This is a genomic window from Kitasatospora sp. CB02891, assembly GCF_002803145.1.
Taxonomy (GTDB): domain Bacteria; phylum Actinomycetota; class Actinomycetes; order Streptomycetales; family Streptomycetaceae; genus Kitasatospora; species Kitasatospora griseola.
The window spans coordinates 388,694-414,266 of the sequence record NZ_NNBO01000003.1; the positions used below are offsets into that span (position 1 = coordinate 388,694).

Sequence of the window (25,573 nt, forward strand, 5' to 3'; positions counted from 1 at the left end):
CAGGCTCCCCTCTTCCCTACGCTCCGGCGCCCCGGAACGTCGCGCCCCGAGTGGCCGGAGCGACCCCGGATACACTGACGCGGGCTTCAGCAGGCAAGGTTCGGAACGGGAGACATGGGCGCGCACGCCGGACTGACGGTCGAGCGGATCACCCGCGCCGCCGCCGAACTCGCCGACCGGGTCGGCATCGACAAGGTCACCGCCTCCGCCCTCGCCCGCGGCTTCGGCGTCAAGGACGCCAGCCTCTACTCGCACGTCAGGAGCCTCCAGGAGATCCGCACCCGGGTCGCCCTGCTCGCCACCGAGGAGATCAACGACCGCATCGCGAGCGCCGTCGCCGGCCGCTCCGGCGCCGACGCCCTCACCGCCTTCGCCGACGCCCAGCGGACCTACGCCCAGCAGCACCCCGGCCGCTACGCCGCCACCCAACTCCGCCTGGACCCGGCCGACTTCGCCGACACCGAGGCCCTCGCCCGGTCGGTCGAACTCACCTACGCGGTGATGCGCCACTACCGGCTGGACGAACCCGACCTGACCGACGCCGTCCGGCTGCTGCGCTCCACCTTCCACGGCTTCATCGCCATCGAGGCCAACGGAGGCTTCCATCACCCGCGCGGCGTGGACGGCTCCTGGCAGCGGATCGTCTCCGGCCTGCACCGGCTGCTGGAGAACTGGCCGCGCACTGCCTAGCCCGTCCGCCGGGCCGGGCACTGCCTAGCCCGTCCGCCGGGCCGGGCCCCGGCTAGCTCTTCCGTCGCGCCGGCAGGAACGCGGCCGGAACCGCCGTCAGCAGCACGAACCCCAGCGCCACCGCGAACACTGGACGGAACGCCGCGACCGTCCCCGCACCGCCGTGCGAGGCGTGCTGCAGCACCAGCGCCACCACCGCCGTGCCGGCCGCCGCACCGAGCTGCTGCGCGACCGCGTTCACGGTGGTCGCGGCGGGCACCGCGGCCGGCGGCAGCGAGTGGTAGAGCGTCACCACCACCGGCGAGGCGGCCAGCGCCAGCCCGACCCCCTGCGCGAACAGGGCGACCAGCAGCAGCCCGCCCGGTTCCGCGGCGCCGGCCCGGGCGAACACCGCCAGGCCCGCGGCGACCAGGGCCAGCCCGGCCAGTACCAGCGCCCGCGGATTGCTCCGGGCGTCGATCACCCGCCCCACCAGCAGCACCGCCACGCCCGCGCCCGCCCCCTGCGCGACCATCACCAGACCGGCGGCCAACGGCCCGCGGCCGCCCGCCTGCTGGAAGAACAGCGGCACCAGCACCACCGCCCCGTACAGGCCGAAGCTGTTCAGCAGTGAGACGGCGGTCGACGCGGCGAACGCGCGGTCCCGGAACAGCCCGAAGTCCAGCAGCGCCCGCTCCCGCCGACGTCGCGACAGCAGTCCGTGCGCCGTCAGCAGCACCGCCGCCGCCAGCAGCGGCCCCAGCACCCGCAGGTCGCCCACCGGCCGGCCCCCGCCCAGCCGGACGAACCCGAGAACGGCCGCCGTCAGCCCGCCGCTCACCGTCACCAGACCCGCCAGGTCCAGTCGGCCCGGCGCGTCGTCCCGCCGATTGCGCATCAGCAGCGGCGACAGCACCGCCACCGCCAGGCACACCGGCACGTTCAGCAGGAACACCCACCGCCACGAGTGGCCCTGGACCAGCGCCCCGCCCACCACCGGCCCCGCCACCGGAGCGACCAGCACCGGCACCGCGATCAGCGCCATCGTCCGGCCCATCCGCGCCGGACCGGCCACCTGAACCACCAGGATCCGCATCAGCGGGAACAGCATCCCCGCGCCCAACCCCTGCACCACCCGGAACGCCACCAGCGAAGCCGGCGACCAGGCCAGCCCGCACAGCACCGACCCCAGCAGGAACACCGCCAGCGAAGCCGTCCAGCACGCCACCGCCCCGAACCGCCGCGCCGCCCACCCCGTCGCCGGGATCACCGCCGACATCGCCAGCAGGTACGCCGTCGCCACCCACTGCACCTGCGCCAGGCCCGCGTCGAACCGCCGCGCGAACGACTCCAGCGCCACCCCCACCACCGTGGTGTCCAGCAGCGCGACGAACGCGCCCGCCGCCAGCAGCAGCGCCGCCCGCACCACCGGCCCGCCGAGCGCCTCACGGCCCGCCGCCCGCCCCGTCGCCGGACGGTCCGTCACCGCACGATCCGTCATCGGACGACCCGCCCGAGGAACCCGGCGAGATTCGCCCGCATCCGGGCCACCCGCTGGTCCGCGTCCAGGCTCTCCGTCATCCGCGCACCGCCCGCGGCCACCCGCTTTCGACCCCGCACGTACAGCGGGCACGCCAGGTCGCTGCAGAAGTACTCGCCCGCCGAGGCGTACTCCGCCGCCGCCGCGCCCCGGCCCGCCCGACGCGCCGTCATCAACGCCACTCCCGAGGCCGGATGCGCCGTCAGGCAGATCGAGCACATCGCCCCACCGCGCCCCGCGCCCGGTCGCTGCGCCAGTCGCAGGGCCACCCCGACCGTCCGCCCCTCGAACTCGGCCACCAAGTACCCCCGGTCGGGTGCCCCTGGCTCCCGCCAGCCGAGAAAGTCCAGTCCGGCCCAGTCCAGCTCCGCCAATTCGCGCGGCAGCCGGGCCCGACTCGCCTCCCCCTTGGTGCAGTTGACGAACGACGCCCGGATCTCCGCCTCGGTCAGCGCCTGCATGGCTTCTCCAGTCTCCCTAGGGCCCCTAGTTTTGCGCCAAGGTACCCTAGGCGGGCGTTTCCGCCAAGCGATTTCGATCCGGTCGGGGGGACGGCGAAGGCCGCCAACTCCCCGGGGGAGCGGCGGCCTTGACGGTCGAACGGGCGGGCGGGCGGGTGGACGGCCGACCGGCCGTTCGAAGGAGCGGGAGGCGGGCCGGCGGCCTGTCCCGGCCGCGGGCAGGGCCACTCGGCCATGGGGAGCAATCGGACTTTTCCGACTGGCCGCCCCGGCTGAGGTCGTGTGTCTTGGAGTACAGGGAAGCCCACTGCTTCCCGAATCGGATTCCGTTTTCGGAAGGATTTATTTCTCATGCGTGCTCTCACTCGTACTGTCGCCGCCATCAGCCTCGCCGCCCCCGTCCTGCTCGGCTGCGCGGGCCTGGCCTCCGCCCACGAGGGCGGCGACATGGATGCCGCCAACGCGGGCGGCAGCCCCGAGGCGCACTTCGTCGAGGTCCAGTTCATCGCCAACGAGACCACCGCCGGCATCGCGGGCTCCGGCTCGTTCGTCACCCCGAACAGCGTGGAGCACTTCAGCGGCTTCGCCGTCGCGGACGACGAGGGTGTCTCCGGTTCGGCCACCGACTCCGGCGCGAGCTGGTAATCCTGACGCACCGAGCCCGACCGGGAGGGAGGGCCGTCCCAGCCCTCCCTCCCGCACCACCGAAGCGCCGGCCCTCGCGGCCGGCGCTTTGTCGTGCGTCCGGGTCCTGGCGGCCCGGGTCCCGACCTCGGATCAGGCGGCGGACCGGGCCCGCGGGCGCGGCGTCAGCGCGGCGTACTCCAGTGGTGCGGACGGGTCGATCGACACGTCCAGCGGGGCGGGTTCGGCGCCGGCGCGGGCCAGGAGGTCGCCGATCGCGGCGACCATCGCGCCGTTGTCCGTGCAGAGGGGCAGGGGCGGCACCCGCAGGGTGATGCCGGCGGCGGCGCAGCGCTGTTCGGTCAGGGCCCGGATCCGCGAGTTGGCGGCGACGCCGCCGACCACCACCAGGGTGCGGATGCCGTGGTCGGTGCAGGCGCGGACGGCCTTGCGGGTGAGGGTGTCGGCGATCGCCTCCTGCAGCGAGGCCGCCGCGTCCGGCACCCGCGGTTCGACGCCGGCGGCGCGGTGGCCCTCGACCCAGCGGGCGGCGGCGGTCTTCAGCCCGGAGAAGGAGAAGGCGTACGGTGCGTCGCCGGGCCCGGTGAGCGGGCGCGGCAGCCGGACCGCGCCCGGGTCGCCGTCGCGGGCGGCGCGGTCGATCGCCGGTCCGCCGGGGTAGGGCAGGCCGAGGATGCGGGCGGTCTTGTCGAAGCACTCGCCCGCCGCGTCGTCCAGGGTGTCGCCGAGGTGCACGATCGGGTCGCGGGCCAGGTCGCGGACCAGCAGCAGCGAGGTGTGGCCGCCGGAGACGATCAGCACCACGCACGGGTTCGGCAGCGGCCCGCCCGCCAGCCCGGCGGCGGCCACGTGCCCGGCCAGGTGGTGGACGCCGTACAGCGGCACTCCGAGCGAGAACGCGTAGCCCTTCGCGGCGGCCACCCCGACCTGGAGCGCCCCCGACAGCCCCGGCCCGGTGGTGACCGCGACCGCTCCCACGTCCCGCAGCGTCAGCCCCGCCCGGTCCAGGGCCGCCCGCACCACCGGCGCCATCGCGTGGACGTGCGCGCGGGCCGCGATCTCCGGCACCACTCCGCCGTACCGGGCGTGCTCGTCCATGCTCGACGCCACGGCCTGCCCGAGCAGCACCCCGTCCCGGACCAGCCCCGCTCCCGTCTCGTCGCAGGACGACTCGATTCCCAGCACCACCGGCGACTTCGGCATCGGCCCGCACCACTTTCGCGTATCAATTGCAGTTGCACATAGTTTGCAACAGTCCTCAGGCGGGCGAGACGGCAGCCTCCTCGGCCGGGTGGGGGAGCCGCCCGGTCCGGGCGAGGCGGTGCACCGCGGCGGCGCAGAGCAGACCGGTGGCGGCGAGCGCGAGCCAGGGCAGGCAGCGGGCGTCGTGGCGGGCGGCGTAGTCCCAGAGGGCCCCGACGGCGAGGTTGCCGAGGGTGATGCCGAGCCCGGAGACGGTGTTGTACAGGCCGTAGTGGGTGGCGACCAGACGGCCCCGGGCGAGCGTGACGACGGTGTCCATCTCGAACGGGTAGACCACCGCGCCCGCCGCGGCGAGCACGGCCGCCGCGACCGCCAGCGCCACCAGCTGGGCCACCGCGCCGGAGCGGGGGAGCAGCGCGAGCGGAACGAACGCCGCCCCCATGGCGGCGAGCCCGCGCACCAGCGCCCGGGAGGGCGTCCAGACGCGGCCGGCCCAGCCGGTGAGCCGCAGTTGGCCCGCGACGGCGACGGCGGCGGAGAGGACGAACAGCCCGGTGGTGGCCTTGGACCCGTCGACGCCGAGGGCGAGGTCGGCGGCGAGCGGCAGCGCCAGGTAGACCTGGAAGGTCAGCACGTAGGAGCCGATCATCGCACCGGAGAACAGCAGGAACGGCCGATTGGCGACGACCGTCCGCCACTGCGCCAGGACGCTGTCCCGGCCCCGCTCGACCCCGCCCCGCCGGGCCGGCAGCGCCCGCCACTGCAGGACGGTGAGCGCCGCGAAGACCGCCGCCGCCGCGGTGCACACGGCGGCGAAGTCGGCCGCCAGCAGGGCGAGTCCGACCAGCGGGCCGAGCAGCATGCCGGCCTGGTAGTACACGTTGAAGGCGGCGAAGGCGTCGACCCGCCGACCGCCCGCCTCGGCCGCCAGGTACGCCCGCACGGCCGGGTTGAACAGGGCGCCGGCGAAGCCCGTGGCGGCGGACGCCGCCAGCAGCGCCGGCAGCGAGTCCACCGAGCCGAGCAGCGCGAAGCCCGCGGTGCGCAGCAGGCAGCCGGCGATGATCGGGGCGCGGTAGCCGTACCGGTCGGCGAGGGTGCCGCCGATCAGGAACATGCCCTGCTGGGAGAGGTTGCGCATGCCCAGCACCAGGCCGACCGTCCACGCGGCGAGGCCCAGGTCGTCCGCCAGGTGGGTGGCCAGGTAGGGCATCAGCATGTAGAAGGCGAGGTTGATGGCGAACTGATTGACCATCAGCAGCCGGGCCGCGGGGCTGAAGGAGCGGGTCTGCCGCCACAGCGCCCTCACCGTGCGGCCTGCGGACGGTCGGCGGCGGGCTGCTGCGCGCAGGCTGCGGCCAGCGGGTCGAGGACGGTGCGGCACCGCGTCCAGCGGGTGACGGTGCGTTCGCCGGGGTGGGCGATCTCGTCGGGGTGCTCCGGCGGACGGTGGCCGAGCAGGCCGTGGGCCCGGCAGTAGCCGTCGTCGAAGACCGTGCCGAGGTAGCGCTGCGGGCCGTCCGGGAAGACCGCGGCGATCCGGGTGTCGGGGGCGGTGACGGCGGCCAGCCAGCGGGCGACCAGGGCGACCGCGCCGACGCTCCAACCGCCGCCCGCGCAGCGGGAGGCGGCGAGCGCGCGGGCGGCCCAGACGGCTTCCGGCGCGGCCACCCAGTGCACCTCGTCGAACAGTGGATAGGCGACGTTGCGGGGGTGGATGCTGCTGCCGAGTCCGCGCATCAGCCGGGGCAGCGCGGGCTGGCCGAAGATGGTGGAGCCGGTGGTGTCGACGCCGACCACCCGCAGGGCGGGGAAGTACTCGCGGAGCACCCCGGCGACGCCCGCCGAGTGGCCGCCGGTGCCGACGCTGACCACCAGGGCGTCGATGCGGCCGAGTTGGGCGATCAGCTCCAGGGCGAGCGGCCGGTAGGCGGCGACGTTGTCGGGGTTGCCGTACTGGTCGGGGCACCAGGCGCCGGGGTGCACGGCGAGCAGCTCGGCGACCTTCTCGCGCCGGGCCTGCTGCCAGCCGCCGACCGGGTGCGGGGCGTCCACCACGACCACCTCGGCGCCGTGTGCGGCGAGCAGCCCCGTCATCGGCGGTTCGATCTCGGGGTCGGTGACGACGGTGACGGGATGCCCGTAGGTGACGCCGGCCAGCGCCAGGCCGAGGCCCAGCGTGCCCGAGGTGGACTCCACGATCCGTGCGCCGGGCCGCAGTTCACCCCGCTCGCGGGCGGCGCGCACCATGTGCAGGGCGGGGCGGTCCTTGATGCCGCCCGGATTGAGGCCCTCCAGCTTCGCCCAGAAGCCGTGCCCGGGGGCGGTGAACGGCTCGCCCACCCACAGCACGGGCGTGTCGCCGACCAGCCCGGCGGGGGTCCAGGCCGCCCGGGCGGCAGGGGCGAGCAGTTGCGCGGGGGACGCGGGGGCGGCGTCGGCGGGGCGGGACACGACAGAGGTCATGGCAGGGATCTCCTGCGGTCCGCGCGGGCACGGCGGACCGTTCGAGGGTGACGGGGAGTCGGCTGCCGCGGGCCTCCGGGAGGCGAGCCGCGGCAGGTCCCGTCAGGTCCGCCAGACCCCCAGCACCGCCCTGGTCCGGCCACCGCCCCGCCGGGGAGCGTCGGACGGCGGTCCGCCGGTCGCGGGCCGCGCCGGGGCGGCGGCCGCCGCCGGGTCGGTGAGCGGGGCCTCGACGGGTGCGGGCAGCGGACGACCGTCCTGATGGACCGTCACCGGCTGGTCCTCGCCCGCGCATTCGTGGCGGTGCGACTCGCCGTCGTGCGGGCCGCCGTCGTGCGGGTCGGCCGCGCCCGGGCAGTGGGCCGCGGCCACCGGGAGCGAGTCCGCCGGAGCCGCGGCGGTGAGCGGGCCGTGCGCGCAGAGCAGGGAGTGCACCAGGGCCGCGAGGACGGCGAGGACCCACAGGAGCTCCCACCCCCGGCGCCCGTCGCAACATCCCGTCATGTCACCGAACGTACCGGGCCGGACGCGTCGGGTCTCCCGCCGGAGCGTCGGTCGAATCCGATCATTTCCCTTGGGTGAAAAGGGAGTTGGGCACCTCCGGCAGGCTGGTGCGTCAATGCGGGTCGGGGCGTCTCCACCCGAACGACTGAACCGCTCGGCGACGCACCGCGCGGGCCGGTCCGTCCGCCGCCGCGCTGCGCGAGACGGCCCGGCGGTTCACGGCGGCCGGAGGGCGAACGCACGGGCAGCCGACCGTCACCCCAGGTCCCGAGGTGTCGGCCCCCGTTTTCGGCCGGCCATCGGGTGGAATCGTCCGGGGCCCGTCGACCGGGCGGGCCGCGAACCGCAGGGAATGGAGACGCCGGTGGAGTCCGGAAGGATCCTCACCGAGGTCGGCGCCGTGGTCCCCGCCGACCGCCGGGCCGCGCTGGAATCCGCCTACCGCCGACTCGTCGACGGGCCACTGCCCGACGGGCTGCTGCACACCCGACTGCTGCGCGCCGAGGGCGGCCACTGGCGCATCCAGACCCTCTGGCGGGACCGCGCCGCGCTCGACGCCATGCGCGCACAGCCGGAACCGCCGGCCGCCCCGCGACTCTTCCGGGAGGCGGGCGCCGAACCGACCCTGACCGTCCTGGAGGTGGTCGCCGAGCGATAGCGCCCCGGCCGGTGTCACATCTCCGTGGGCTGTCCCGTCTCCTCCTGTGAAGGGTGCAGCACTCACTCAACACTCAAGGAGCGGGCCGTCGATGACCAAGGAACAGCGCAGCGTCGAGAGCGCCGGCACGAAGACCGGCGGAACGTCACGGCGCAGCGCGCTGAAGGCGGCCGTGGCCGGGGCGGGGGCGATCACCGCACTGGGCGCGTCCGCCTCCGTCGCGCACGCGGACGGGTCCGGGCGCGGCGCGCCGACCTTCGTCCTCGTCCACGGCTCGGGCAGCAACTCCTTCTACTGGCAGCCCCTGCTGCGCGAACTGGGCCTGCGCGGACACCGCGCGATCGCGGTCGACCTGCCCGGGCACGGGCTCGGCGCGTACCTCCCCGAGTCCTACCGGTTCCCGCAGGACCTCGACCGGCTGCGCACCGAGCCGTCCCCGATGTCCCGGGTGACGCTGGGCGACTTCGCCGCGCACGTGATCGGCGTGGTGCGGCGGGCCCGCCGCAACGGCCCGGTCGTGCTGGTCGGCGGAAGCCTCGGCGGCGCCACCCTCAACGCCGTCGCCAACCAGGTGCCCGACCTGCTCGCGCACCTGGTGTACGCCTCCGCGTTCTGCCCGACCGAACACCCCTCGGTGCTGCGGCTGATGACGACCCCCGAGGCGGCCACCAGCTCCATGTTCAGGCTCCCCGCGATCCAGACCCCGCCCGAGCTGGGCGTCAGCCGGGTCAACTGGCGCTCGGGCGACCCCGCGTTCTTCGCCCTCGTCAAGGAGTCGATCGCCGCCGACCGCCCGGACGCCGAAGTCCGGGCGCTGATGAACATCCTGGAGCCGGACGAGTCCGCGGCCGTCGGCGCGAGCGAGGACGCCCGCGGCCTCCCGACCGAGTGGGGCCGGGTGCCGCGCACCTTCCTGCGCTACACCCAGGACCGCACCATCCCCCTCCCGCTCCAGGACCTCATGATCCGCGAGGCGGACGCCACCACCCCGCACAACCCCTTCCGCGTCCGCTCCCTGCCCGCCCCGCACGCCGGCCCGCGCGACCCGGCCCTCCTGGCGGACGAACTGGAGCTCGTCGCCCGGCTGCCCCGCTGAGCACGCGCCGTGGCCTCCGTCGCGGGTAAACCGACACCGCGTCAGGCGGGGAGGCCGACGGCGCGTTCCCCGGTGCGGCGCTGCTGGACGACGACCGCGACCACGAGCAGCGTGCCCTGGGCGACGTTCTGCCAGAAGGAGTTGATGCCCTGGACGGTGAGTCCGTTGTCGAGGGCGCCGAGGAGGGCGACGGCGAGGAGGGTGCCGCCGATGGTGCCCCTGCCGCCCCGGAGGGCGCAGCCGCCGAGGGCGGAGGCGGTGATGGCCTTGAGTTCGAGGCCTTCACTGCCGGAGGTGGGCTGTCCGCTGCCGGTGCGGGCGGTGAGCAGGATTCCGGCGACGGCGGCGACGGCGCCGATGAGGGCGTACACGGCGACCAGGTACTTGTTGATGTCGATGCCGGCGAGGCGTGCGGCGGTGTCGTTGCCGCCGATGGCGTAGACGTTGCGGCCGATGTCGGTGCAGGCGAGCAGGAGGTGGACGGCGACGGCGACGGCGATGAGGATCCAGACCATGACGGGGAGTCCGGCGATCCTGCCCCGGCCGAGGAAGACGAAGACGGCGTCGTTGAGGACGTAGCCCTGGGCCCGGCCGTCGGAGAGGAGTTGGGCGAGGCCCTTGTAGGCGGCGAGGCCGGCGAGGGTGGCGATGGTGGGGTTGACCCGGCCGTACACGATGATCGCGCCGTTGAGGAGGCCGATCAGCAGGCCGACGGCGACGGCGGCGGCCATGCCCGCGAAGGCGTTGGAGCCGGCGGAGGTGAAGGCCATGGCGCTGACGACGGAGGCGACGCCCGCCTGGGAGCCGACCGAGATGTCGAGTCCGCCGCAGATGATGACGACGGTCTGGACGACGGCGAGCAGCCCGGTGATGGTGGCGGCCTCGGCGATCACCTGCATGTTGGTGAGGCTGAGGTAGTTGTCGTTGAGGAGGCCGAAGACGGTGAGGACGGCGACCAGGGCGCCGATCAGGCCGAGGTTCTGCCCGCCGATGGCGCCCAGCACGGGAATCCTCGCGGCGGGCCGGCGCCGGCCTCCGTCGTCCGGGACGGAGGCCGGCGGTGTGGCGGCGGTTGTCATGAGGCTGCTCCTGGGGCGCTGGGGCTGATGTCATCGGCCATCGCGAGGGCGAGGACGGCCTCCTCGGTGGCTTCTTCACGGTTCAGTTCGCCGGTGGTGCGGCCGTTCTGCATGACGACGATCCGGTCGGCGAGGCCGAGCAGTTCGGGCAGTTCGGAGGAGATCACCAGCAGCGCGACGCCCTGTTCGGCGAGGTCGGCGATGATCCGGTAGATCTCGGTCTTGGCGCCGACGTCGATGCCGCGGGTGGGCTCGTCGAGGATCAGCAGCTTGGGCCTGCGGGCGAGCCAGCGGGCGAGGACGACCTTCTGCTGGTTGCCGCCGGAGAGCTTGCGGACCTCGTGCTCGATGGACGGCGTGCGTACCCGCAGGCGGTCGATGTACTCCTGGGCGAGGTCGCGTTCCGCTCCTCGCTTGACGAAGCGGAAGCGGCGCAGTCGCTCCAGTACCGCGATGGAGGTGTTGTCCCGGATCGTGCGGTGCAGGAACAGCGCCTGCGCCTTCCGCTCCTCCGGGGCCAGGCCGAGGCCGGCGCGGATCACCGCCCCGGGGTTGCCGGACGGCAGCGGCCGTCCGTCCAGGGTGACGCTGCCGGAGCGGACGGGCAGGTCCCCGGCGAGCGCGAGAGCGAGTTCGGAGCGTCCGGCGCCGATCAGTCCGGCGAGGCCGACCACTTCGCCGGCGCGGATCCGCAGGTCGATGCCGTGGACCCGGTCCGTCGTCAGGCCGCGGACGTCCAGGACGACCCGGTCGCCGACGACGGACCGGCGGACGAACATCGTCGACAGGTCGCGGCCGACCATCAGACGCACCAGGTCGTCCTCGGTGGTGGTCCTGGCGTCCTGGACGCCGACCAGGGCTCCGTCGCGCAGGACGGCGATGCGGTCGGCGAGCCGGAGGATCTCCTGCATCCGGTGCGACACGTAGACGACGGCGACGCCCTGATCGCGCAAGCGGTCGATCAGCGCGAACAGCGCGTCGACCTCGTGCTCGGACAGTGAGGAGGTCGGCTCGTCGAAGGCGATGACCCGGGCGGCGGTCCCGCCGGTCAGCGCTCGCATGATCTCGACCAACTGGCGCTGGGCAGCGGTCAGTTGTGATCCGAGCAGATCGGGTTCCAGGACGTCGGCGAAACCCAGCCGGTCGAGGTCCGCGGTGATCCGGCGGCGCAGCTCGGCCCGGTCGAGGCGGCGGCCGGCCCGGCGGGGCAGGGATCCGGTGTAGACGTTCTCGGCGACCGAGACGTGCGGGACGATCTCGGGTTCCTGCGGGATGATCCGGATGCCGGCGGCCCGTGCGTCGGCCGGGGAGCGCAGGTCGACCGGTCGCCCGTCCAACAGGACGCGTCCCCGGGTGGGCCGGTGGTCACCGGTGAGGATCTTCAGGAGGGTGGACTTGCCGGCGCCGTTCTCGCCCATGAGGGCGGTGACGCTGCCGCCGGGGAGGTCGAGGGTCACGTCGTCCAGGGCCTGCACCGCACCGAATCGCTTGGTGATCCCCTCGACCCGTGCGCCGGCGGTGGAGGGCCGGCCGGCGGGCGGTAGGGAGCTGGAGGTCGAGGGGCGTGCTCTGCTCACTGCTGGGTCACCTCAGGAATGGGGCGAAGGAGTGGCGGCGGCCGCCCGCCCCACCGGGCGACCGCGGGGGGAAGGACGGTCAGTTGCAGGTGACGCCGGCGCTCTTCCAGGTGGCGGCGTCGACCATGGTGGTGGGGGCGAACGCCTCGGCGGGCATCTCCACGTTGTTCTTCAGCCGGTCGTACATGGTCCGGACCGCGAGTGCGCCGACGTCCTTGCCGTTGATGAACAGGGCGGCCTTCATCCCGGACGGCTTGCCGCCGGTCCAGTCCTTGCAGGCGAGGTAGGCGCCGAGGCCGACGCCGTCGATGTCGTCGGGGCTGACGCCGGCGTTCTGCAGGGCGGTGACGCCGCCCTGGACGTTCTCGTCGTTGCAGCCCCAGACCACCCAGTGCTTGACCCCGGCATTGGCGGTGACCGTCGCGGCGACCTTGTCCTGCGCGCCGGTCGGGGTGTTGTCGGTGGCGACGTCGATGTTCCGGACCCCGGGGACGGCGGAGTCGAAGGCTTCCTTGGCGGCCCTGACCCGGTCGCCGCAGACGGTGACGTCCTGCTTCCAGGCGGAGATGATCCGGGTGTCGGCGGCGTTCCAGCCGGCCTTCTTGAACTCCTCGGCGGCGCGCTTGCCGACCTCGCCGCCCATCTGCGCGCCGGAGAACCCGATCCGCGGCACCAGGTCGGACTTGGCGCACTTCGCCGGGTCCGGTCCGGTGGTGCAGACCTGGTCGTCCGAGGTGAGCAGGGCGATCCTCGCGTCCCTCGCGGTCTGCGCGACCTGCGGGCCGACGGCCGGGTCGGGCACGACCACGATGACGCCGTTGGTCTTCTGCGCGATCGCGGACCGCACTTCGCTGATGGTCTTGTTGGCGTCGTTGCCGAGGTTCACCACCCTGAGGTCGACGCCCAGTTCGGCGGCCTTCGCTCTCGCACCGGCCGCCTCGCCGACGAAGTACTCCTGGTCGCCCTGCTTCTGCAGGTAGGTGATCGAGATCCGTCCGCCGACCGGGGCGACCGAGGGGGCGCCGGAGGTGGACTCCCGGCCGGTGGAGCAGGCGGCGGTGGTCAGGCCCAGGGCGAGCAGGAGTCCTGCGGCGGCACGGCAGTTGATGGCACGGAACATGAGGGGAGACTCCTTTTCGTCGGACGCGAGAGGGGAAGGGCTCCTGACTCCGTCGCGCAGGATCCGGCGGCCCGTCAACCACCAGAAACCAACATGCTCGAACGCGACCCGACATATCACAGTGCCATTGCGCGGGCATGTCAAGATGGCGGGCGCCTGTCGGTCTCCGCCGCCGGCGCGTGACGTTCTCCGTTGCGGTCAAAGTGTCAGCTTGGCCGGAAGCTTCGTGAAGACGGCGTGTTCGAGGTCTTGAGCGCGCGTTTCCGGTCTGGCTACCATGTGTTGCTTTCTGTTTGAAGATTCCTCCAGCCGTCGATCTCTGGAGATGGATTCAACAGAACCGAACGGTCATGCCACATTCCCCCGCGTGCTCACCTGGAGCGCCCCCATGCGTCCACCCACGCCCCGCACCCTGCTGCACGCCCTGGCGGCGTTGTCCCTCGCGGCCTCCGGCCTCACGGCCGTCGCCGCCTCCGCCGCCTCCGCCCCCGCCGCGGCCCTCGACAACGGCCTCGCCCGCACTCCGCCCATGGGGTGGAACTCCTGGAACAGCCTGGGCACCGCGGTGACCCAGCAACAGGTCGTCCAGACCATCGACTTCATGTCGTCCAAGGGCCTGGTGGCGGCCGGCTACGACACCGTCACCATCGACGACGGCTGGTCGCTGTCCCACCGCGACGGCCAGACCACCGACCTCGTCAAGAACTCCTACGGCGCGATGCAGCTGTACGACGCCGACCGCAACCCCACCAGCGGTCTCGACGGCACCGGCTTCGACCTGACGACGGGCCACCTGATGCCGGACCCGGCCCACTTCCCGGCGCACACCGTCAACGGGCAGACCCTCAACGGCATCCAGTACCTGTCGTGGTACGCCCACAGCAAGGGCATGAAGTTCGGCCTCTACGCCACCGACACCTACACCACCTGCCAGGGGCACCCGGGCAGTCTCGGGCACGAGTCGACCGACGCCGCCGACTTCGTCGCCTGGGGTGTCGACTTCGTCAAGTACGACGACTGCCCCTACGGCCCGCCGATCACCGGTCCGGACGGGTACAACTACGGAACCCAGGGCGAGGGGCGGGAGTTGACCCGCTCCATCTACGCCCGCACCCAGGACTTCCAGCGTGCTCTGGACGCCGCCTCGGCCGCCCGGGGCCGACCGCGCGTCGTGCTGAGCGTGTCCGCCCAGCCCGTGCACACCGGTCTCCCGTACCTGCTGGCCGGTGACGACCCCGCCCGCACCGACCCGGTGGTCGTCGCGGCCGGCACCCCTGCCCGGCAGGCCCCCGGCTACGCGCCGACCGGCGTCTGGTGCGGTCAGGTCGCGAACCTCTGCCGGATCGGCGGCGACCGCGGCCCGGACCTGGAAGGCGTGCTCTACAACGGCCAGTTGCAGACTGCGCTGCAGTACCCGGGCAATGTCCGGCCGGGCAGCTGGAACGACATGGACATGATGTTCGCCGGCTGGCTCGATCCGTACGGCCTCTACGGCACCACCGACACCTGCACCTGCCACAAGCCGATGAACGACACCGAATCGCGCAGCGAGATGTCGATCCTCGCCATGACGGCCGCCCCGCTGATCTCCGGCGCCGACCTGCGCACCGCCGCCGACTCCCAGCACAGCGACAGCGGTTACACCTGGTCCACGGGTATCAGCGACTCCGCGCTCGCCGTCTACAAGAACGCCGACGTCATCGCCGTCGACCAGGACGGCCTCGCCAAGCCCGCCACCCTGGTCGGCGACCCGCCGAACAGCCCCACCGCCCCGCTGGTCCTCAAGCGGCAGCTGGCGAACGGCGACACCGCCGTCCTGCTGGTCAACCAGGACCCGAATTCCGCCCGGACCGTCTCCACCACCCTGAGCGCGCTGGGACTGACCGGCCCCGGCTACTCCTCCAAGGAGCTGTGGACCGGCGCCACCGGCGACGTCACCGGCACGCTCGGCGCCTCGGTCGCCCCGCACGGCGTGGCCATGTACCGGCTCAAGGCCCTGCCCGTCACCGTCCCCGCGACGGTGATCGGCGACGGCCGCTACCACGGCATCAGCGCCGGCGGCACCGGCGGCCAGGTCCTGGAGGTCCGGGGCACGTGCAGCGCCCCCGACGGCTCGACCACCGACGTCAACACCTGGTGGGACTGGCACACCTCGGAGCGGTGGCGCTTCGACGCCAACGGCGACGGCACGGTGCACATCACCGACGACTGCTTCACCGACACCCAGGTCCACGGCACCCTGACCGGACCGGCCGCGCCCGGCGGCCCGGCGTGGGTCCTCAACAGCTACGACCCCAACAGCCCGTACCAGAAGTGGCGCGTCGTCCAGAACACCGCCACCGGTGCGCTGACCGTCACCAACGTGGCCACCGGCCTCGCCCTGGACGCCCCGCAGTCCACGCCCACGTCCGCCGTCGTCCTCAGCCGGCCCGACGGATCGGCCGCAGGCCAGTCCTGGAGCCCGGTGTCCTGACGCGGCGGACCCATCAGCCCGGAGAGTGCGGGGCGGCGCCGCCTTGGGCCCCCGCACCCTCCGTCGAGGAGCCGCCCGACTCCGCCCGCTCCGCGCCACGGTGTCGGCGGACCGTGCGACGGCTCCTCCTCGACCCGCGTCTCCGTGCGGTCGACTTCCGCATGTCCCGTTCCCGGGGAGGAACCTTGCAGTCCTTACGCGCGAAGCTGTCCCGCCGCGTCAGTGCGGCGTTGACATCCCTCACCCTGCTGGCCGGCGGCGGCGCGCTCGCCGTCGGCACCCAACTCGCCACCGCCCCACCGGCGTCGGCGCTCGACAACGGCATCAACCTGACGCCCCAGATGGGCTTCAACAACTGGAACACCACCTGGTGCGGGTCCCAGTTCAACGAGGACCTGGTCAAGGGCATGGCCGACCTGTTCGTCAGCAAGGGCCTCAAGGCGGCCGGCTACCAGTACGTCAACCTCGACGACTGTTGGGTGCTGCCCGCCCGGGACCTGTCCGGCAACCTGGTGCCCGACCCGGTCCGGTTCCCGCACGGCATCAAGGCGCTCGCGGACTACGTCCACGCCAAGGGCCTGAAGTTCGGCCTCTACTCGAGCGCCGGCACCCACACCTGCGACGTCCAGGGCTTCCCCGGCGGCCTCGGCCACGAGCAGCAGGACGCCGACCTGTGGGCCTCCTGGGGCGTCGACTACCTCAAGTACGACAACTGCAACAACATGGGCGTCGACGCGCAGACCCGCTACAAGACCATGGGCGACGCGCTGAAGAAGACCGGCCGACCGATCCTCTACAGCATCTGCGACTGGGGCTCCAGCGGCCCGTGGAACTGGGCGCAGCCGGTCGGCAACTCCTGGCGCACCACCGGCGACATCAGCGACACCTGGCAGAGCATGATCTCCATCGCGCACGCCAACCAGGGACTGTCCGCCTACGCCAAGGCCGGCGCCTTCAACGACCCGGACATGCTGGAGGTCGGCAACGGCGGCATGACCGGCACCGAGTACCGCACGCACTTCAGTCTCTGGGCCGAGATGGCCGCACCACTGCTGATCGGCGCCGACCTGCGCACCGCCCAGCAGGAGACGTTCGACATCCTCACCAACGCCGACGTCATCGCGATCGACCAGGACCCGCTGGGCAAGCAGGGCTCGGTGGTCTCCAGCGACAACGGCCTGGTCGTCATGTCGAAGCCGCTGGCCGACGGCAGCCGTGCGGTCACCCTCACCAACGAGGGCTCCTACGACGCCGCCATCACCACCACCGTGCAGGCCGTCGGCATCGCCGGCGCGCCCTCGTACACGGTCAAGGACCTGTGGTCGAAGAAGACCATCACCAGCACCGGGGCGATCAGCGCCACCGTCCCCGGCCACGGCACCGCGATGTTCCGGGTCACCCCGAGCACGCCCGTCCCGCCGCCCACCGGCATGAGCCACCTGAGCGACCTGCCGTTCCTCGCCCAGACCAACGGCTGGGGCCCGGCCGAGCGCGACCACAGCAACGGCGACTGGGCAGCCGGCGACGGCCGCACCCTGGCCATCCGCGGCACCACGTACGCGAAGGGCATCGGCACCAACGCCCCCAGTGACATCAGCTTCAACCTCGGCGGCACCTGCAAGAACCTGGTGACCAGCGTCGGGATCGACGACGAGACGTCCGGCAACGGCTCCGCCGTCTTCCAGGTGTTCAAGGACGGGACTCTCGCCGCCGACAGCGGAAGGCTCACCGGCAGGGACGCGGCCAAGAAGCTCACCGTCGACCTCACGGGCGCCGCCGTGCTGCGCCTGGTGGTCACCGACGGCGGCGACGGCACCAGCTGGGACCACGCCGACTGGGCCGGAGCCAGGATCGCCTGCGGCAACGGCCCCGCCGCCGGCGCCCACCAGCTCTCCGACCTCACCTGGACCTCCGCGAGCAACGGCTGGGGCCAGGTCGAGAAGGACATGAGCAACGGCGACAACCAGTCCGGCGACGGACGCACCATCACCATCAACGGCGCGACCTACGCCAAGGGCCTGGGCACCAATGCGTTCAGCGAGATCGTCTACTACCTCGGCGGCGCCTGCACCTCGCTGACCACCGATGTCGGCGTCGACGCCGAGGCCATGGGCCGCGGCACCGTCGCCTTCCAGATCTGGAAGGACGACACCAAGGTCGCCGACAGCGGCGTGCTGAACGCCGCCGCCGGCGTCAAGCACCTCACCGCCGACCTCACCGGCGCCGACGAGCTGCACCTCGTCGTCACCGACGGCGGCGACGGCAACAACAGTGACCACGCGGACTGGGCGGGTCCGGTCCTCACCTGCTGACCGGTCCTCCACAGCCGTGCGGTGCCGGACGATCCGTCCGGCACCGCACGCCCGTTCGGAGCGGCGGGCGCCGGTGCGCCTCAGGGCAGGCGGGAGTGCGGGGGCCAGGCGCCGTCCGGCGCGTCGTAGTCGCTGGAGACCAGGAGGAGGACGGTCGCGCGCGTGGTTCCCAGGGAGCGGAGTCGGTGCGGCGTGGTGGCCTTGAAGTAGGCGCAGTCGCCCGGGTCGAGCGTGATCGCGCGCGAGGGGAGGACCAGTTCGACCCGTCCCGCGTGGACGAAGACGAACTCCTCGCCGGGGTGGTCCCGGAAGGCGGCGGGGCCGTCGTCGAGCGGCGGGTAGAGCATGAACGGGGTCATGCCCTTGGCGCCGGCGCCGAGCGCCATGCCCTCGTAGCGGGTGCCGGGCTCGTCCGGGGAGGTCAGGGCCTGGCGTTCCGCGGCCCGGGTGACGGTGACCTCGCTCAGTTCGTCGGCGTCGGCGAACAGGCTGTCCAGGGGGACTTCGAGGGCCTTGGCCAGGGAGGCGCACACGGCGATCGAGGGAACGCTCTGCCCGCGTTCGACCTTCGACAGGTAGCTCTTGGTGACGCCGGACCGCTCGGCCAGCGCCTCCAGGGTCATCAGCCGTTCCTTGCGCAGCCGGCGTACCCGGTTGATCACTGGCGTCTTCCTCTCCCGTGCCCCTGAACCGACGGGGCCGTGCGGTGCCGAGCGCGTCCGCTCCTGATGACACCTCGTGTCCTATGGCGAACAAATGCTACGCCGCGGCGCGACCGGCAGGCCCGGGAGGTGTGGCCCGCCGGCGCCTGTCGCGGACTTCCCCTCGGTGCGCCGGGGCTGCGGACGTCCGCCTCGGGGCTCTTGCGACAGGAAACCTTGTGTCCTATGGTGAACAATGTTTCCTCCGGGGCTGCGGCTCCGGACGCAGGCCGTGCCGCCGGGGCAGGGTCGGAGAGCGGGAGCAGAGACACATGGCGAAAACACTGCAGGACTCGAAGGACGTCCTCGTCGACCGCGCCGAGCGGCAGATGGACCGGCACTTCGGGGACTCGAAACTGACCACGCGCCAGAAGCTGGCGCTCACCTGCCGGATCGCCTACGACGGCGGCCACGACTCGGGCCTCGCCGGGCAGATCAGCTTCCGCGGTCGGGAGCCGGGCACCTACTACACCCAGCGCCTCGGGCTGGGCTTCGACGAGATCACCGAGGACAACCTGCTGCTGGTGAACGAGGACCTGGAAGTCCTGGAGGGGGAGGGCATGCCCAACCCCGCCAACCGCTTCCACTCCTGGATCTACCGGGAGCGCGCGGACGTCAACTGCATCATCCACACGCACCCGTTGCACACGGCCGCCCTCGCCATGCTGGAAGTGCCGCTGGTGGTCTCCCAGATGGACACGACGCCGCTGTACGACGACTGCGCCTTCCTCAAGGACTGGCCGGGCGTGCCGGTGGGCAACGAGGAGGGCCGGATCATCTCCGCCGCCCTCGGCGACAAGCGGGCCATCCTGCTGGCCCACCACGGCCAGCTGGTGACGGGCTCCACCATCGAGGAGGCGTGCACCCTGGCGCTGCTCATCGAACGGGCCGCCCGCCTGCAACTGCTGGCGATGTCGGCGGGGACCATCCAGCCCCTGGACCCGGCGCTGGCCCGCGAGGCCCACGACTGGACCTCCACCGACCGGCGCAGCAGGGCGAACTTCGAGTACTACGCGCGCAAGGCGCTGCGCAATCACCCCGACTGTGTGACCGGACAGGTGGAACTCTGATGGCCAACCCGCCCCTGAAGGGCATCATCTCCTACCCGGTCACCCCCTTCGACGCCGTCACCGGCGAGGTCGACCTGCCCGCGCTGCGAAGCCTCACCGGCGACCTCGTCGCCGCCGGCAGCCACGCCGTCGCTCCGCTGGGCAGCACCGGTGAGAGCGCCTACCTGACGGACCGGGAGTGGGACGCGGTCTGCGAGACCACCCTCGACACCGTGGCCGGCCGGGTGCCGACCCTCGTCGGCGTCTCCCACTGGAGCACCGAGGGCACGGTCCGCCGCGCCCGCGTGGCCGCCCGCCACGGTGCCACCGCGATCATGGTGCTGCCCCAGGTGTACTGGAAGCTGACCGAGGACGAACTCGCCCGCCACTACGGCGAGGTGGCCCGTGCCACCGACCTGCCGATGATGCTCTACAACAACCCCGGCACCAGCGGCGTGGACCTGCACCCCGAAGCGGTGGTCGCGCTCGCCCGGAAGATCCCCAACCTCACCATGGTCAAGGAGAGCTCGGGCGAGGTTTCGCGCTTCCGCGCCATCCGTGAGCTGTCCGACGGGGAGCTGTCCGTCTACAACGGCAGCAACCCGGTCGCCCTGGACGCCTTCCGCGCCGGAGCCGTCGGCTGGTGCACGGCCGCCCCCTGCCTCGTACCGGAGTGGGTGCTGGCGCTCCACGCCGCAGCCGTCGGCGGACACGACGACCGCGCCGACACGCTGCTGCAGGAACTGCTGCCCTTCCTGCGGTTCATCGTCGACCACGGCCTCCCCCGCGCCATCAAGGCGGGCCTCGACCTCCAGAACCGCCCCTCCGGCCCGCCGCGCCCGCCGCTGCTGCCCCTGCCCCACGACGAGACGGCCCGGCTGCGGGACCTGCTCAACCACCTCCACCCCGACCGACTCCCGCCGTCCGCCGCCTGACGGCGCGAACTCCCACACCGCCGCCCCCCGCGCCGACAACCGGCGCAAGGGCCCGGCCGCCGACCTCCGAGCGGAGGCCGACCGCCGGGCCCTTGCGGTGTCAGGTGAGCGCGCTCCGACAGCTCGTAGTTCTGATCGAACATGCCTATGACCTGCGAAAACATGGTCCGCTGGGAAGAGCGCTTCGCAGCCAGTGCACACGCGGTGCCTTCAGCAGATGAGATGCGTCGAGAAGGACTGGATGGTGAGCAGGGGGCGCATTTGCTGCTCGCCGCGGCGCGCTGCGCAGCGCTATCAAGCGTCGAACCGGCTCATGCAATCTCCAGGTCGGTCGAGTCGCGCAGTGAGCCGGTGTGCGGTTGCTCTGCTCGTAAAGATGGACGACAGCCTCAGTCGCCAGGCAGAGCCTGCACAGCATCGGCTGGGCGAGTGGTTCCGAAGTCGTTGGGTTTGCCGATTCTGCTCCAGATGCGCGGGGTGGGCGTCCACGTTGTCCCCGCCACAGCCGTCGGCGATGCCCAGCGCTACTGCACTGCCGTCCTCCCCTCACCGGGGCCACGGTTTGGCCCGCTTGATGAAGGCTGCCGCCATCCTCGCCGCCTGCGAATGCCACCCCCACATGCGCCACGTCAACGGTGCCCTCGGCCACCTCCCTGATCCACCTGGTCCAGGAGTATCAACTCGACCTCTGACCCCAGGGCCTGCGGAGACGGACGAATGTCTCCGCAGGCCTCGTCACGGGGTCAGGAGTCGTCCACTCCGAGGGTGAAGGTGTACGCGGCACGCTCGTCCATGCCGATGGCCCGCATCAGCTCGAGGGTGGGTACCCGGTACTTGTTGCCGATCCGCAGGATCTTGCAGGGGAAGACGTCCTCGCGGGCGAGCCGGTACGCGGTGGTCAGGCAGATGCCCAGCGCCCTGGCCGCCGTCGGGACGTTGACCACGACCGGGAGGTCGAACGCCTCCATGAAGCTCAACGGGGTCCGGTCATCCGAGCTCATCGGCGCACCACCCTGCGGGGCGGGCGTCCGCCCGTCAGGTGGCGCCCATGGTCGGTGTCCTGGGCCCGACGGAGGCTTCCTTGTTGTCCGGTCGTCTCCTCGAGCGCACTCAGGGCTTGGTACCCCGCGCTGCCGGGAGAGACGGTGAAGCGAAGTTCGGCCCGCAACCCGTCGGTGTGTCCGTGCCGGGTGACCTCCATCCGGAGGGGCTGGGCCGGGTCGGACTCGCGCGGGTCCTCGTCCGGTGCCACCAGGTCGTCCGCCCGGTTTTCCAAGGCGGCGGATGCGGTCTCCCTGATTCCGGCCCGGGCGTGATTCCATGCCCGGGTGCGCGCGGCCTTGAGCAGGTCGTCGACCGACCCGTCCTCATCGGTCTGCAGGCCCTCCAGCAGACCGAGCACCATCTCCGCCTCCAGGTCGGCTCGGTCGGCTCGCAGGCGGCGGCAGATGCGGAAGACGGTGCCGATCAGCCTCGGCGTGGCCAGCCAGACGAGCAGCAGCTGCCACTGTTCGGCGGACGCTTGCATGCTCCGGGCGGCATGCAGCGTCGCTCGCCAGACAGGGGCGGTGAGGGCGGGGTCGGGGGTCGGCCCGTAGAGGGCCTCCCATGCCTGTGCGGGCGTCAGCAGCACCGGCACCTGGTTGTCCGGGTGGACGCTCAGGTGGAGCGCCTCCGTGGTCCGGGGGTCGTCGAAGTATCGTGCTACGGCGTTGAACACGCTGCTGGTAGTCGCAACGGTCAAGGTGCAGTCCTCTCTTGGCGTCCGTCCGGACGCTGAACTGGTGAGGAGTGGTACCGCGTATCACGCAGTGGTACTGCGTGCCGTCCCGTGAACTTGGGGAACCGGAACGGCAGAAGGACGAGGTCCTTCCGGAGGGTGCCCACCTGTTGGTGGGCACCCGTTTTGGTATGGCCGCCGGGTCTAGACCGAGGGCGGTGCCGGGTTGTCCGGGGTCGGGTCGGGCAGGGCGGCCGGCGCCGGCGGCACGTCCTTCTCACGGATCCGGCGCTTGCTGGTCGGCGGGAACCCGCCGGAGGTCCGCTTGGTGCGGCCCCCTCGGCGGGCGGGCATGCGGTTGCTCATGGATTCGTCCTTTCTCGTTCCTGGCATTCCGTGGTCGAGCTGTCGCAGCCGGTCCGGCAGGCGACTGACTTGATGCTGCCTGAGGGAAGGGGGGGCCGTCGGGGGTGGAACTGAGGGATTTCTGAGGCGCATCTGAGGGGCGCATAGGAGCACGCCGGTGTAAACAGTGGGCCGGCTACGTACAGATCTCTGTGTCCAAGGCCCGGCCGAAAGGGTCGCTGCGGAGCGGAGGAAATCGAACATGGATGGACGTGTGCTCGGAGTGGTGGCGGTCAAGCCCTCGGCGCTGTCCGACGGTCCGGTGGTCAGAGGTACCAAGAAAGCAGCCGCGTTGTTCGCCCTGATGGTGACCTCGCCTCACAGACAGTGCCGCGCTGACGAGCTGTTCCACTGCCTCTGGCCCGAAGAGGAGTTCTCATCCGGCAGGCTCTACCGAGCCATGTCGGATCTGCGCCCGGCCATGGGAGGTAGGGAATTCCTGACCTATGAATCGGGAATTTGTTCCATTCATGCGCCGAGGGATCAGATCGATCTCTACCGTTTCCGGGATCTGCTGATCAGCGCTCAGAGTCAGTTCGGGAAGGACCGGTTCGGAACCATCACTGCGGCGTTGGCGGAGTGGCCCGAAGCGGGGGAGGCATTGAGCGGCCTGACGGGTACCTGGGCCGAACTGCGCCGAGGGGAGTTGCGGGCCGAGTGGCTGAAGGCACTGCGGGCCCAGTTCGAAGCTGCGCAAGGTGCGGGGCTCGAAGAGTGGCTCCAGACCGAGTCGGACCGGTGGCACGGCGAGTTTCCGAAGGAGCCCTGGTTGTTCCGGCACTACCTGCAGCAGCACGTGGGCAGGCTGCCGTTGGCAGAACGGGAGCGTGCGATCAAGCGATTGATGAAGAAATTCCTCGGGCGGACGGATGACGTCCTGCAGGACACCATCGACCGGTTGTGCGGGAGGCTCGTCCTTCCGCGACCCGCCTCGACCTCCGTCCCGAACCAGTTGCCACCACGCGGGCGTGCGGCGCTCGGCAGGGAGGAGATGATCCGCGACGTGGTGGAGACGGTGCGACGACAGGAGCCGGGTAGGCCCGCCTTGGCCGCGATCAGTGGCATGCGGGGTATTGGTACCAGCCTGGCAGGCAATCATGTCGCTCACCAGTTACGGCCTTACTTTCCGGACGGGGCGCTCTACGCCGACTTTGGCGGTCCCGAGGGGAAGGAGGAGCAGTGCGCCGACCCCGAGTACGTCATCGACCGGTTCCTGGCCGAGTTCCCGCTGCCCACTTCGCCGTCCGGACTCGCAGAGAAGAGCGCGGCACTGCGGTCGGTCCTGGCGAACCGGTCGGTGCTCATCCTGCTGGACAACGTCTGGGATGCCGCCCAGGTGCTGCCGTTGCTCCCCGGCACGGGTAGCAGCGCGGTGCTGATCACCAGTCACCGGCGGATGGAGGACCTGCAGACCCGGCATGAGGTGGCAACCTGGACGCTGGGCACGCTGGACGATCGGACCGCCACAGCCTTGCTCCAGGAGTACATCCCCGAGGCCGACCACCGGAAGTCCAGCCAGGAGGTCAAGGCCCTCGTCGAGTTCTGCGGCGGCCATCCGCTGGCGCTGACCATCGCCGTCCAGCGGTTCAAGGGGCATCCGGTTGCGGCCATCCAGGATCTGCGTCGTCAGCTCAAGGAGGAGGAGAAGCGACTCGACGCACTGGAGCATCTTCCGACGCAGCTGTCAGTACGCGCCGCCTTCGCCTGCTCGGTAAACGCCCTGTCCGAGGCGGCCAGGTGTCTGCTCTGGCAACTGGCCCTGCACCCCGGCCCCTTGATCAGCCGAGCCGCACTGCTGGATCTCGGCCGGGCAGCCGAAGGCGCGCACCCCGACCGGGCGGCGGAGGAACTGCTGGACCTCCACCTGGTGGAGGTGGAGTCGGATCGCTACCGCATTCACAGTCTGCTGCGGACCTTCGCCCGCCAGCGGGTGCACCCCGAAGCATTGGTTCCGGGCTCCGGTTTCGAGGAGGCCACGGTCCGTCAGGTTCTGGAGCACCAGTTGCAGAATGCCTGGGCCTGCGACCAGTGGCTCGACGGGCAGAGGTGGTTGCCGGTCGGTGAGCCGCAGGGCGTCATGGTGGATCCACCCGCGGATCTCGGTCAGGCCCTGGAAGTGCTCGACCAGGACTACGACACCCTCGTCCGCGGCATCGAAATGGCGGTCGACCGCGCGTGCTCGCGTTACACCTGGCTGCTGCCGATGGTGCTGGTCACCTACCAGTGGCGACGCCATCGGTTCGCCGATGCCCAGCGCTTCCTGGGCCTGGCCGCCGACGCCGCCGAGAGATGCGAGGCGGATCCGGTCGACCAGGCCATGATCTGCCGGATGCGCGCCGGGACCTGCTGGTACCAGCGAGACTTCTTCCGGGCGGTCGGCCATCTCCTGCGTGCGGTCATGCTGAGCGAGCAAGACGACAGTGCGCGGGGGCGGTTGAGTCTCGCCAGGTCCCAGCACACGCTGGCCCTCACCTGGCGCAAACAGGAGCGGGAGGTAGATGCGCAGCGAGCCCACCGGTCGGCCCTGGAGCTGTACCGGGGACTCGGTGACGACGCGGGAGCGGCCGCGGCGTTGAACGGCCTGGGGACGATCCATCAGGACCGCGGCGAACACCTCGAAGCCCTCCAGCTCTGCACCAAGGCGTTCGAGTTGGTCCGTGAGACGGTGGACCGCAGTGGAACAGCCGATGTGCTACGCACCCTCGCCGGTATTCGATTCTCCCTGGGTGAGTGGGAGTTGGCGCCGCTGCTGTATGAGGAGGCGGTCGGGATCTACCGGGAGCTGGGTTCGTGGATCGACGAGGCCCGGGCGCTGTGGCTCCTGGCCGACGTCCTGGTGCCGCTCGGCCGGACCTCGGAGGCGGTGGTGGCGCTGGAACGAGTGGTGGTGCTCCGGGAGCGGATGGGGGCCGAGGACCTCGCCGATGCGTGCGTCCGGTTGGAGTCACTGCGGTGACCCC

The 25,573-nt window shown here is 71.9% G+C and carries 22 protein-coding genes; 9 read left to right on the forward strand and 13 right to left on the reverse strand.

The window, feature by feature from the left end; translation table 11 throughout:
* Positions 1–114 precede the first annotated feature (114 nt).
* Positions 115–690, forward strand: a complete 576-nt coding sequence (locus CG736_RS10525; RefSeq protein ID WP_100585908.1) for a TetR/AcrR family transcriptional regulator — start codon at positions 115–117, stop codon at positions 688–690.
* Between the two features lie 52 nt (positions 691–742).
* Here the strand turns inward: CG736_RS10525 and CG736_RS10530 are convergent, their stop codons facing one another.
* Both CG736_RS10530 and CG736_RS10535 read right to left on the reverse strand, forming a co-directional pair.
* On the reverse strand, positions 743–2,155 hold the full coding sequence (locus tag CG736_RS10530) for a DHA2 family efflux MFS transporter permease subunit (protein ID WP_232733909.1): 1,413 nt from the start codon (positions 2,153–2,155) through the stop codon (positions 743–745).
* Positions 2,156–2,166: 11 nt separating this feature from the next.
* Complete coding sequence (locus CG736_RS10535) at positions 2,167–2,670, reverse strand: FBP domain-containing protein (protein WP_100585910.1); 504 nt, start codon at positions 2,668–2,670, stop codon at positions 2,167–2,169.
* A gap of 351 nt (positions 2,671–3,021) precedes the next feature.
* Between CG736_RS10535 and CG736_RS10540 the strand changes: the two genes are divergently transcribed.
* Entirely contained in the window at positions 3,022–3,315 is a 294-nt protein-coding gene (locus CG736_RS10540; RefSeq protein WP_100585911.1) for a hypothetical protein, read from the forward strand.
* A gap of 132 nt (positions 3,316–3,447) precedes the next feature.
* Here CG736_RS10540 and tsaD read toward each other — a convergent pair whose 3' ends face one another.
* The 4 genes from tsaD to CG736_RS10560 form a co-directional block, all read right to left on the reverse strand.
* Positions 3,448–4,518 carry a tRNA (adenosine(37)-N6)-threonylcarbamoyltransferase complex transferase subunit TsaD gene (tsaD, locus tag CG736_RS10545; RefSeq protein ID WP_100585912.1) on the reverse strand — a complete coding sequence of 357 codons (1,071 nt, stop codon included), beginning with the start codon at positions 4,516–4,518 and terminating at the stop codon, positions 3,448–3,450.
* Positions 4,519–4,573: 55 nt separating this feature from the next.
* Complete coding sequence (locus CG736_RS10550) at positions 4,574–5,827, reverse strand: MFS transporter (RefSeq protein ID WP_198520428.1); 1,254 nt, start codon at positions 5,825–5,827, stop codon at positions 4,574–4,576.
* A complete protein-coding gene (locus CG736_RS10555; protein ID WP_100585913.1) occupies positions 5,824–6,984 on the reverse strand; it encodes a PLP-dependent cysteine synthase family protein in 1,161 nt (386 codons plus the stop codon). The genes CG736_RS10550 and CG736_RS10555 overlap by 4 nt, the downstream gene beginning before the upstream one ends.
* 102 nt (positions 6,985–7,086) lie before the next feature.
* Positions 7,087–7,488: a hypothetical protein gene (locus CG736_RS10560; RefSeq protein ID WP_100585914.1), complete on the reverse strand. Its 402-nt coding sequence runs from the start codon at positions 7,486–7,488 to the stop codon at positions 7,087–7,089.
* A gap of 364 nt (positions 7,489–7,852) precedes the next feature.
* Here CG736_RS10560 and CG736_RS10565 point away from each other — a divergent pair, with 364 nt between their 5' ends.
* Both CG736_RS10565 and CG736_RS10570 read left to right on the forward strand, forming a co-directional pair.
* Positions 7,853–8,146, forward strand: coding sequence for an antibiotic biosynthesis monooxygenase (locus CG736_RS10565; protein ID WP_043913605.1), 294 nt, complete (start codon positions 7,853–7,855; stop codon positions 8,144–8,146).
* A gap of 91 nt (positions 8,147–8,237) precedes the next feature.
* A complete protein-coding gene (locus CG736_RS10570; protein WP_100585916.1) occupies positions 8,238–9,242 on the forward strand; it encodes an alpha/beta fold hydrolase in 1,005 nt (334 codons plus the stop codon).
* Between the two features lie 41 nt (positions 9,243–9,283).
* Here CG736_RS10570 and CG736_RS10575 read toward each other — a convergent pair whose 3' ends face one another.
* The 3 genes from CG736_RS10575 to CG736_RS10585 all read right to left on the reverse strand — a co-directional run bounded on the left by CG736_RS10575 (position 9,284) and on the right by CG736_RS10585 (position 13,018).
* Positions 9,284–10,321, reverse strand: coding sequence for an ABC transporter permease (locus CG736_RS10575; protein ID WP_100585917.1), 1,038 nt, complete (start codon positions 10,319–10,321; stop codon positions 9,284–9,286).
* Entirely contained in the window at positions 10,318–11,817 is a 1,500-nt protein-coding gene (locus tag CG736_RS10580; protein ID WP_232733924.1) for a sugar ABC transporter ATP-binding protein, read from the reverse strand. The genes CG736_RS10575 and CG736_RS10580 overlap by 4 nt, the downstream gene beginning before the upstream one ends.
* Before the next feature lie 160 nt (positions 11,818–11,977).
* Entirely contained in the window at positions 11,978–13,018 is a 1,041-nt protein-coding gene (locus CG736_RS10585) for a substrate-binding domain-containing protein (protein WP_100585919.1), read from the reverse strand.
* 388 nt (positions 13,019–13,406) lie between these two features.
* On the opposite strand from CG736_RS10585, the gene CG736_RS36075 reads away from it, so the two are divergent.
* Both CG736_RS36075 and CG736_RS10595 read left to right on the forward strand, forming a co-directional pair.
* Entirely contained in the window at positions 13,407–15,491 is a 2,085-nt protein-coding gene (locus CG736_RS36075) for an alpha-galactosidase (RefSeq protein WP_198520429.1), read from the forward strand.
* Between the two features lie 185 nt (positions 15,492–15,676).
* Entirely contained in the window at positions 15,677–17,803 is a 2,127-nt protein-coding gene (locus CG736_RS10595; RefSeq protein ID WP_232733910.1) for an NPCBM/NEW2 domain-containing protein, read from the forward strand.
* 80 nt (positions 17,804–17,883) lie between these two features.
* Here CG736_RS10595 and CG736_RS10600 read toward each other — a convergent pair whose 3' ends face one another.
* Entirely contained in the window at positions 17,884–18,465 is a 582-nt protein-coding gene (locus CG736_RS10600; RefSeq protein ID WP_100585920.1) for a helix-turn-helix domain-containing protein, read from the reverse strand.
* Between the two features lie 311 nt (positions 18,466–18,776).
* Between CG736_RS10600 and CG736_RS10605 the strand changes: the two genes are divergently transcribed.
* Both CG736_RS10605 and CG736_RS10610 read left to right on the forward strand, forming a co-directional pair.
* Positions 18,777–19,574, forward strand: coding sequence for an aldolase (locus CG736_RS10605; protein WP_043913598.1), 798 nt, complete (start codon positions 18,777–18,779; stop codon positions 19,572–19,574).
* Positions 19,574–20,488: a dihydrodipicolinate synthase family protein gene (locus CG736_RS10610; protein ID WP_100585921.1), complete on the forward strand. Its 915-nt coding sequence runs from the start codon at positions 19,574–19,576 to the stop codon at positions 20,486–20,488. Before CG736_RS10605 ends, CG736_RS10610 begins: the two co-directional genes overlap by 1 nt.
* Before the next feature lie 743 nt (positions 20,489–21,231).
* Here CG736_RS10610 and CG736_RS10615 read toward each other — a convergent pair.
* The 3 genes from CG736_RS10615 to CG736_RS36080 form a co-directional block, all read right to left on the reverse strand.
* Entirely contained in the window at positions 21,232–21,489 is a 258-nt protein-coding gene (locus tag CG736_RS10615) for a helix-turn-helix domain-containing protein (RefSeq protein ID WP_100585922.1), read from the reverse strand.
* Entirely contained in the window at positions 21,486–22,127 is a 642-nt protein-coding gene (locus CG736_RS10620; RefSeq protein WP_157815508.1) for a hypothetical protein, read from the reverse strand. The genes CG736_RS10615 and CG736_RS10620 overlap by 4 nt, the downstream gene beginning before the upstream one ends.
* 285 nt (positions 22,128–22,412) lie before the next feature.
* A complete protein-coding gene (locus CG736_RS36080) occupies positions 22,413–22,574 on the reverse strand; it encodes a hypothetical protein (protein WP_157815509.1) in 162 nt (53 codons plus the stop codon).
* Between the two features lie 241 nt (positions 22,575–22,815).
* Between CG736_RS36080 and CG736_RS10625 the strand changes: the two genes are divergently transcribed.
* A complete protein-coding gene (locus CG736_RS10625) occupies positions 22,816–25,569 on the forward strand; it encodes a tetratricopeptide repeat protein (protein ID WP_100585924.1) in 2,754 nt (917 codons plus the stop codon).
* The last annotated feature ends 4 nt before the right edge of the window (positions 25,570–25,573 follow it).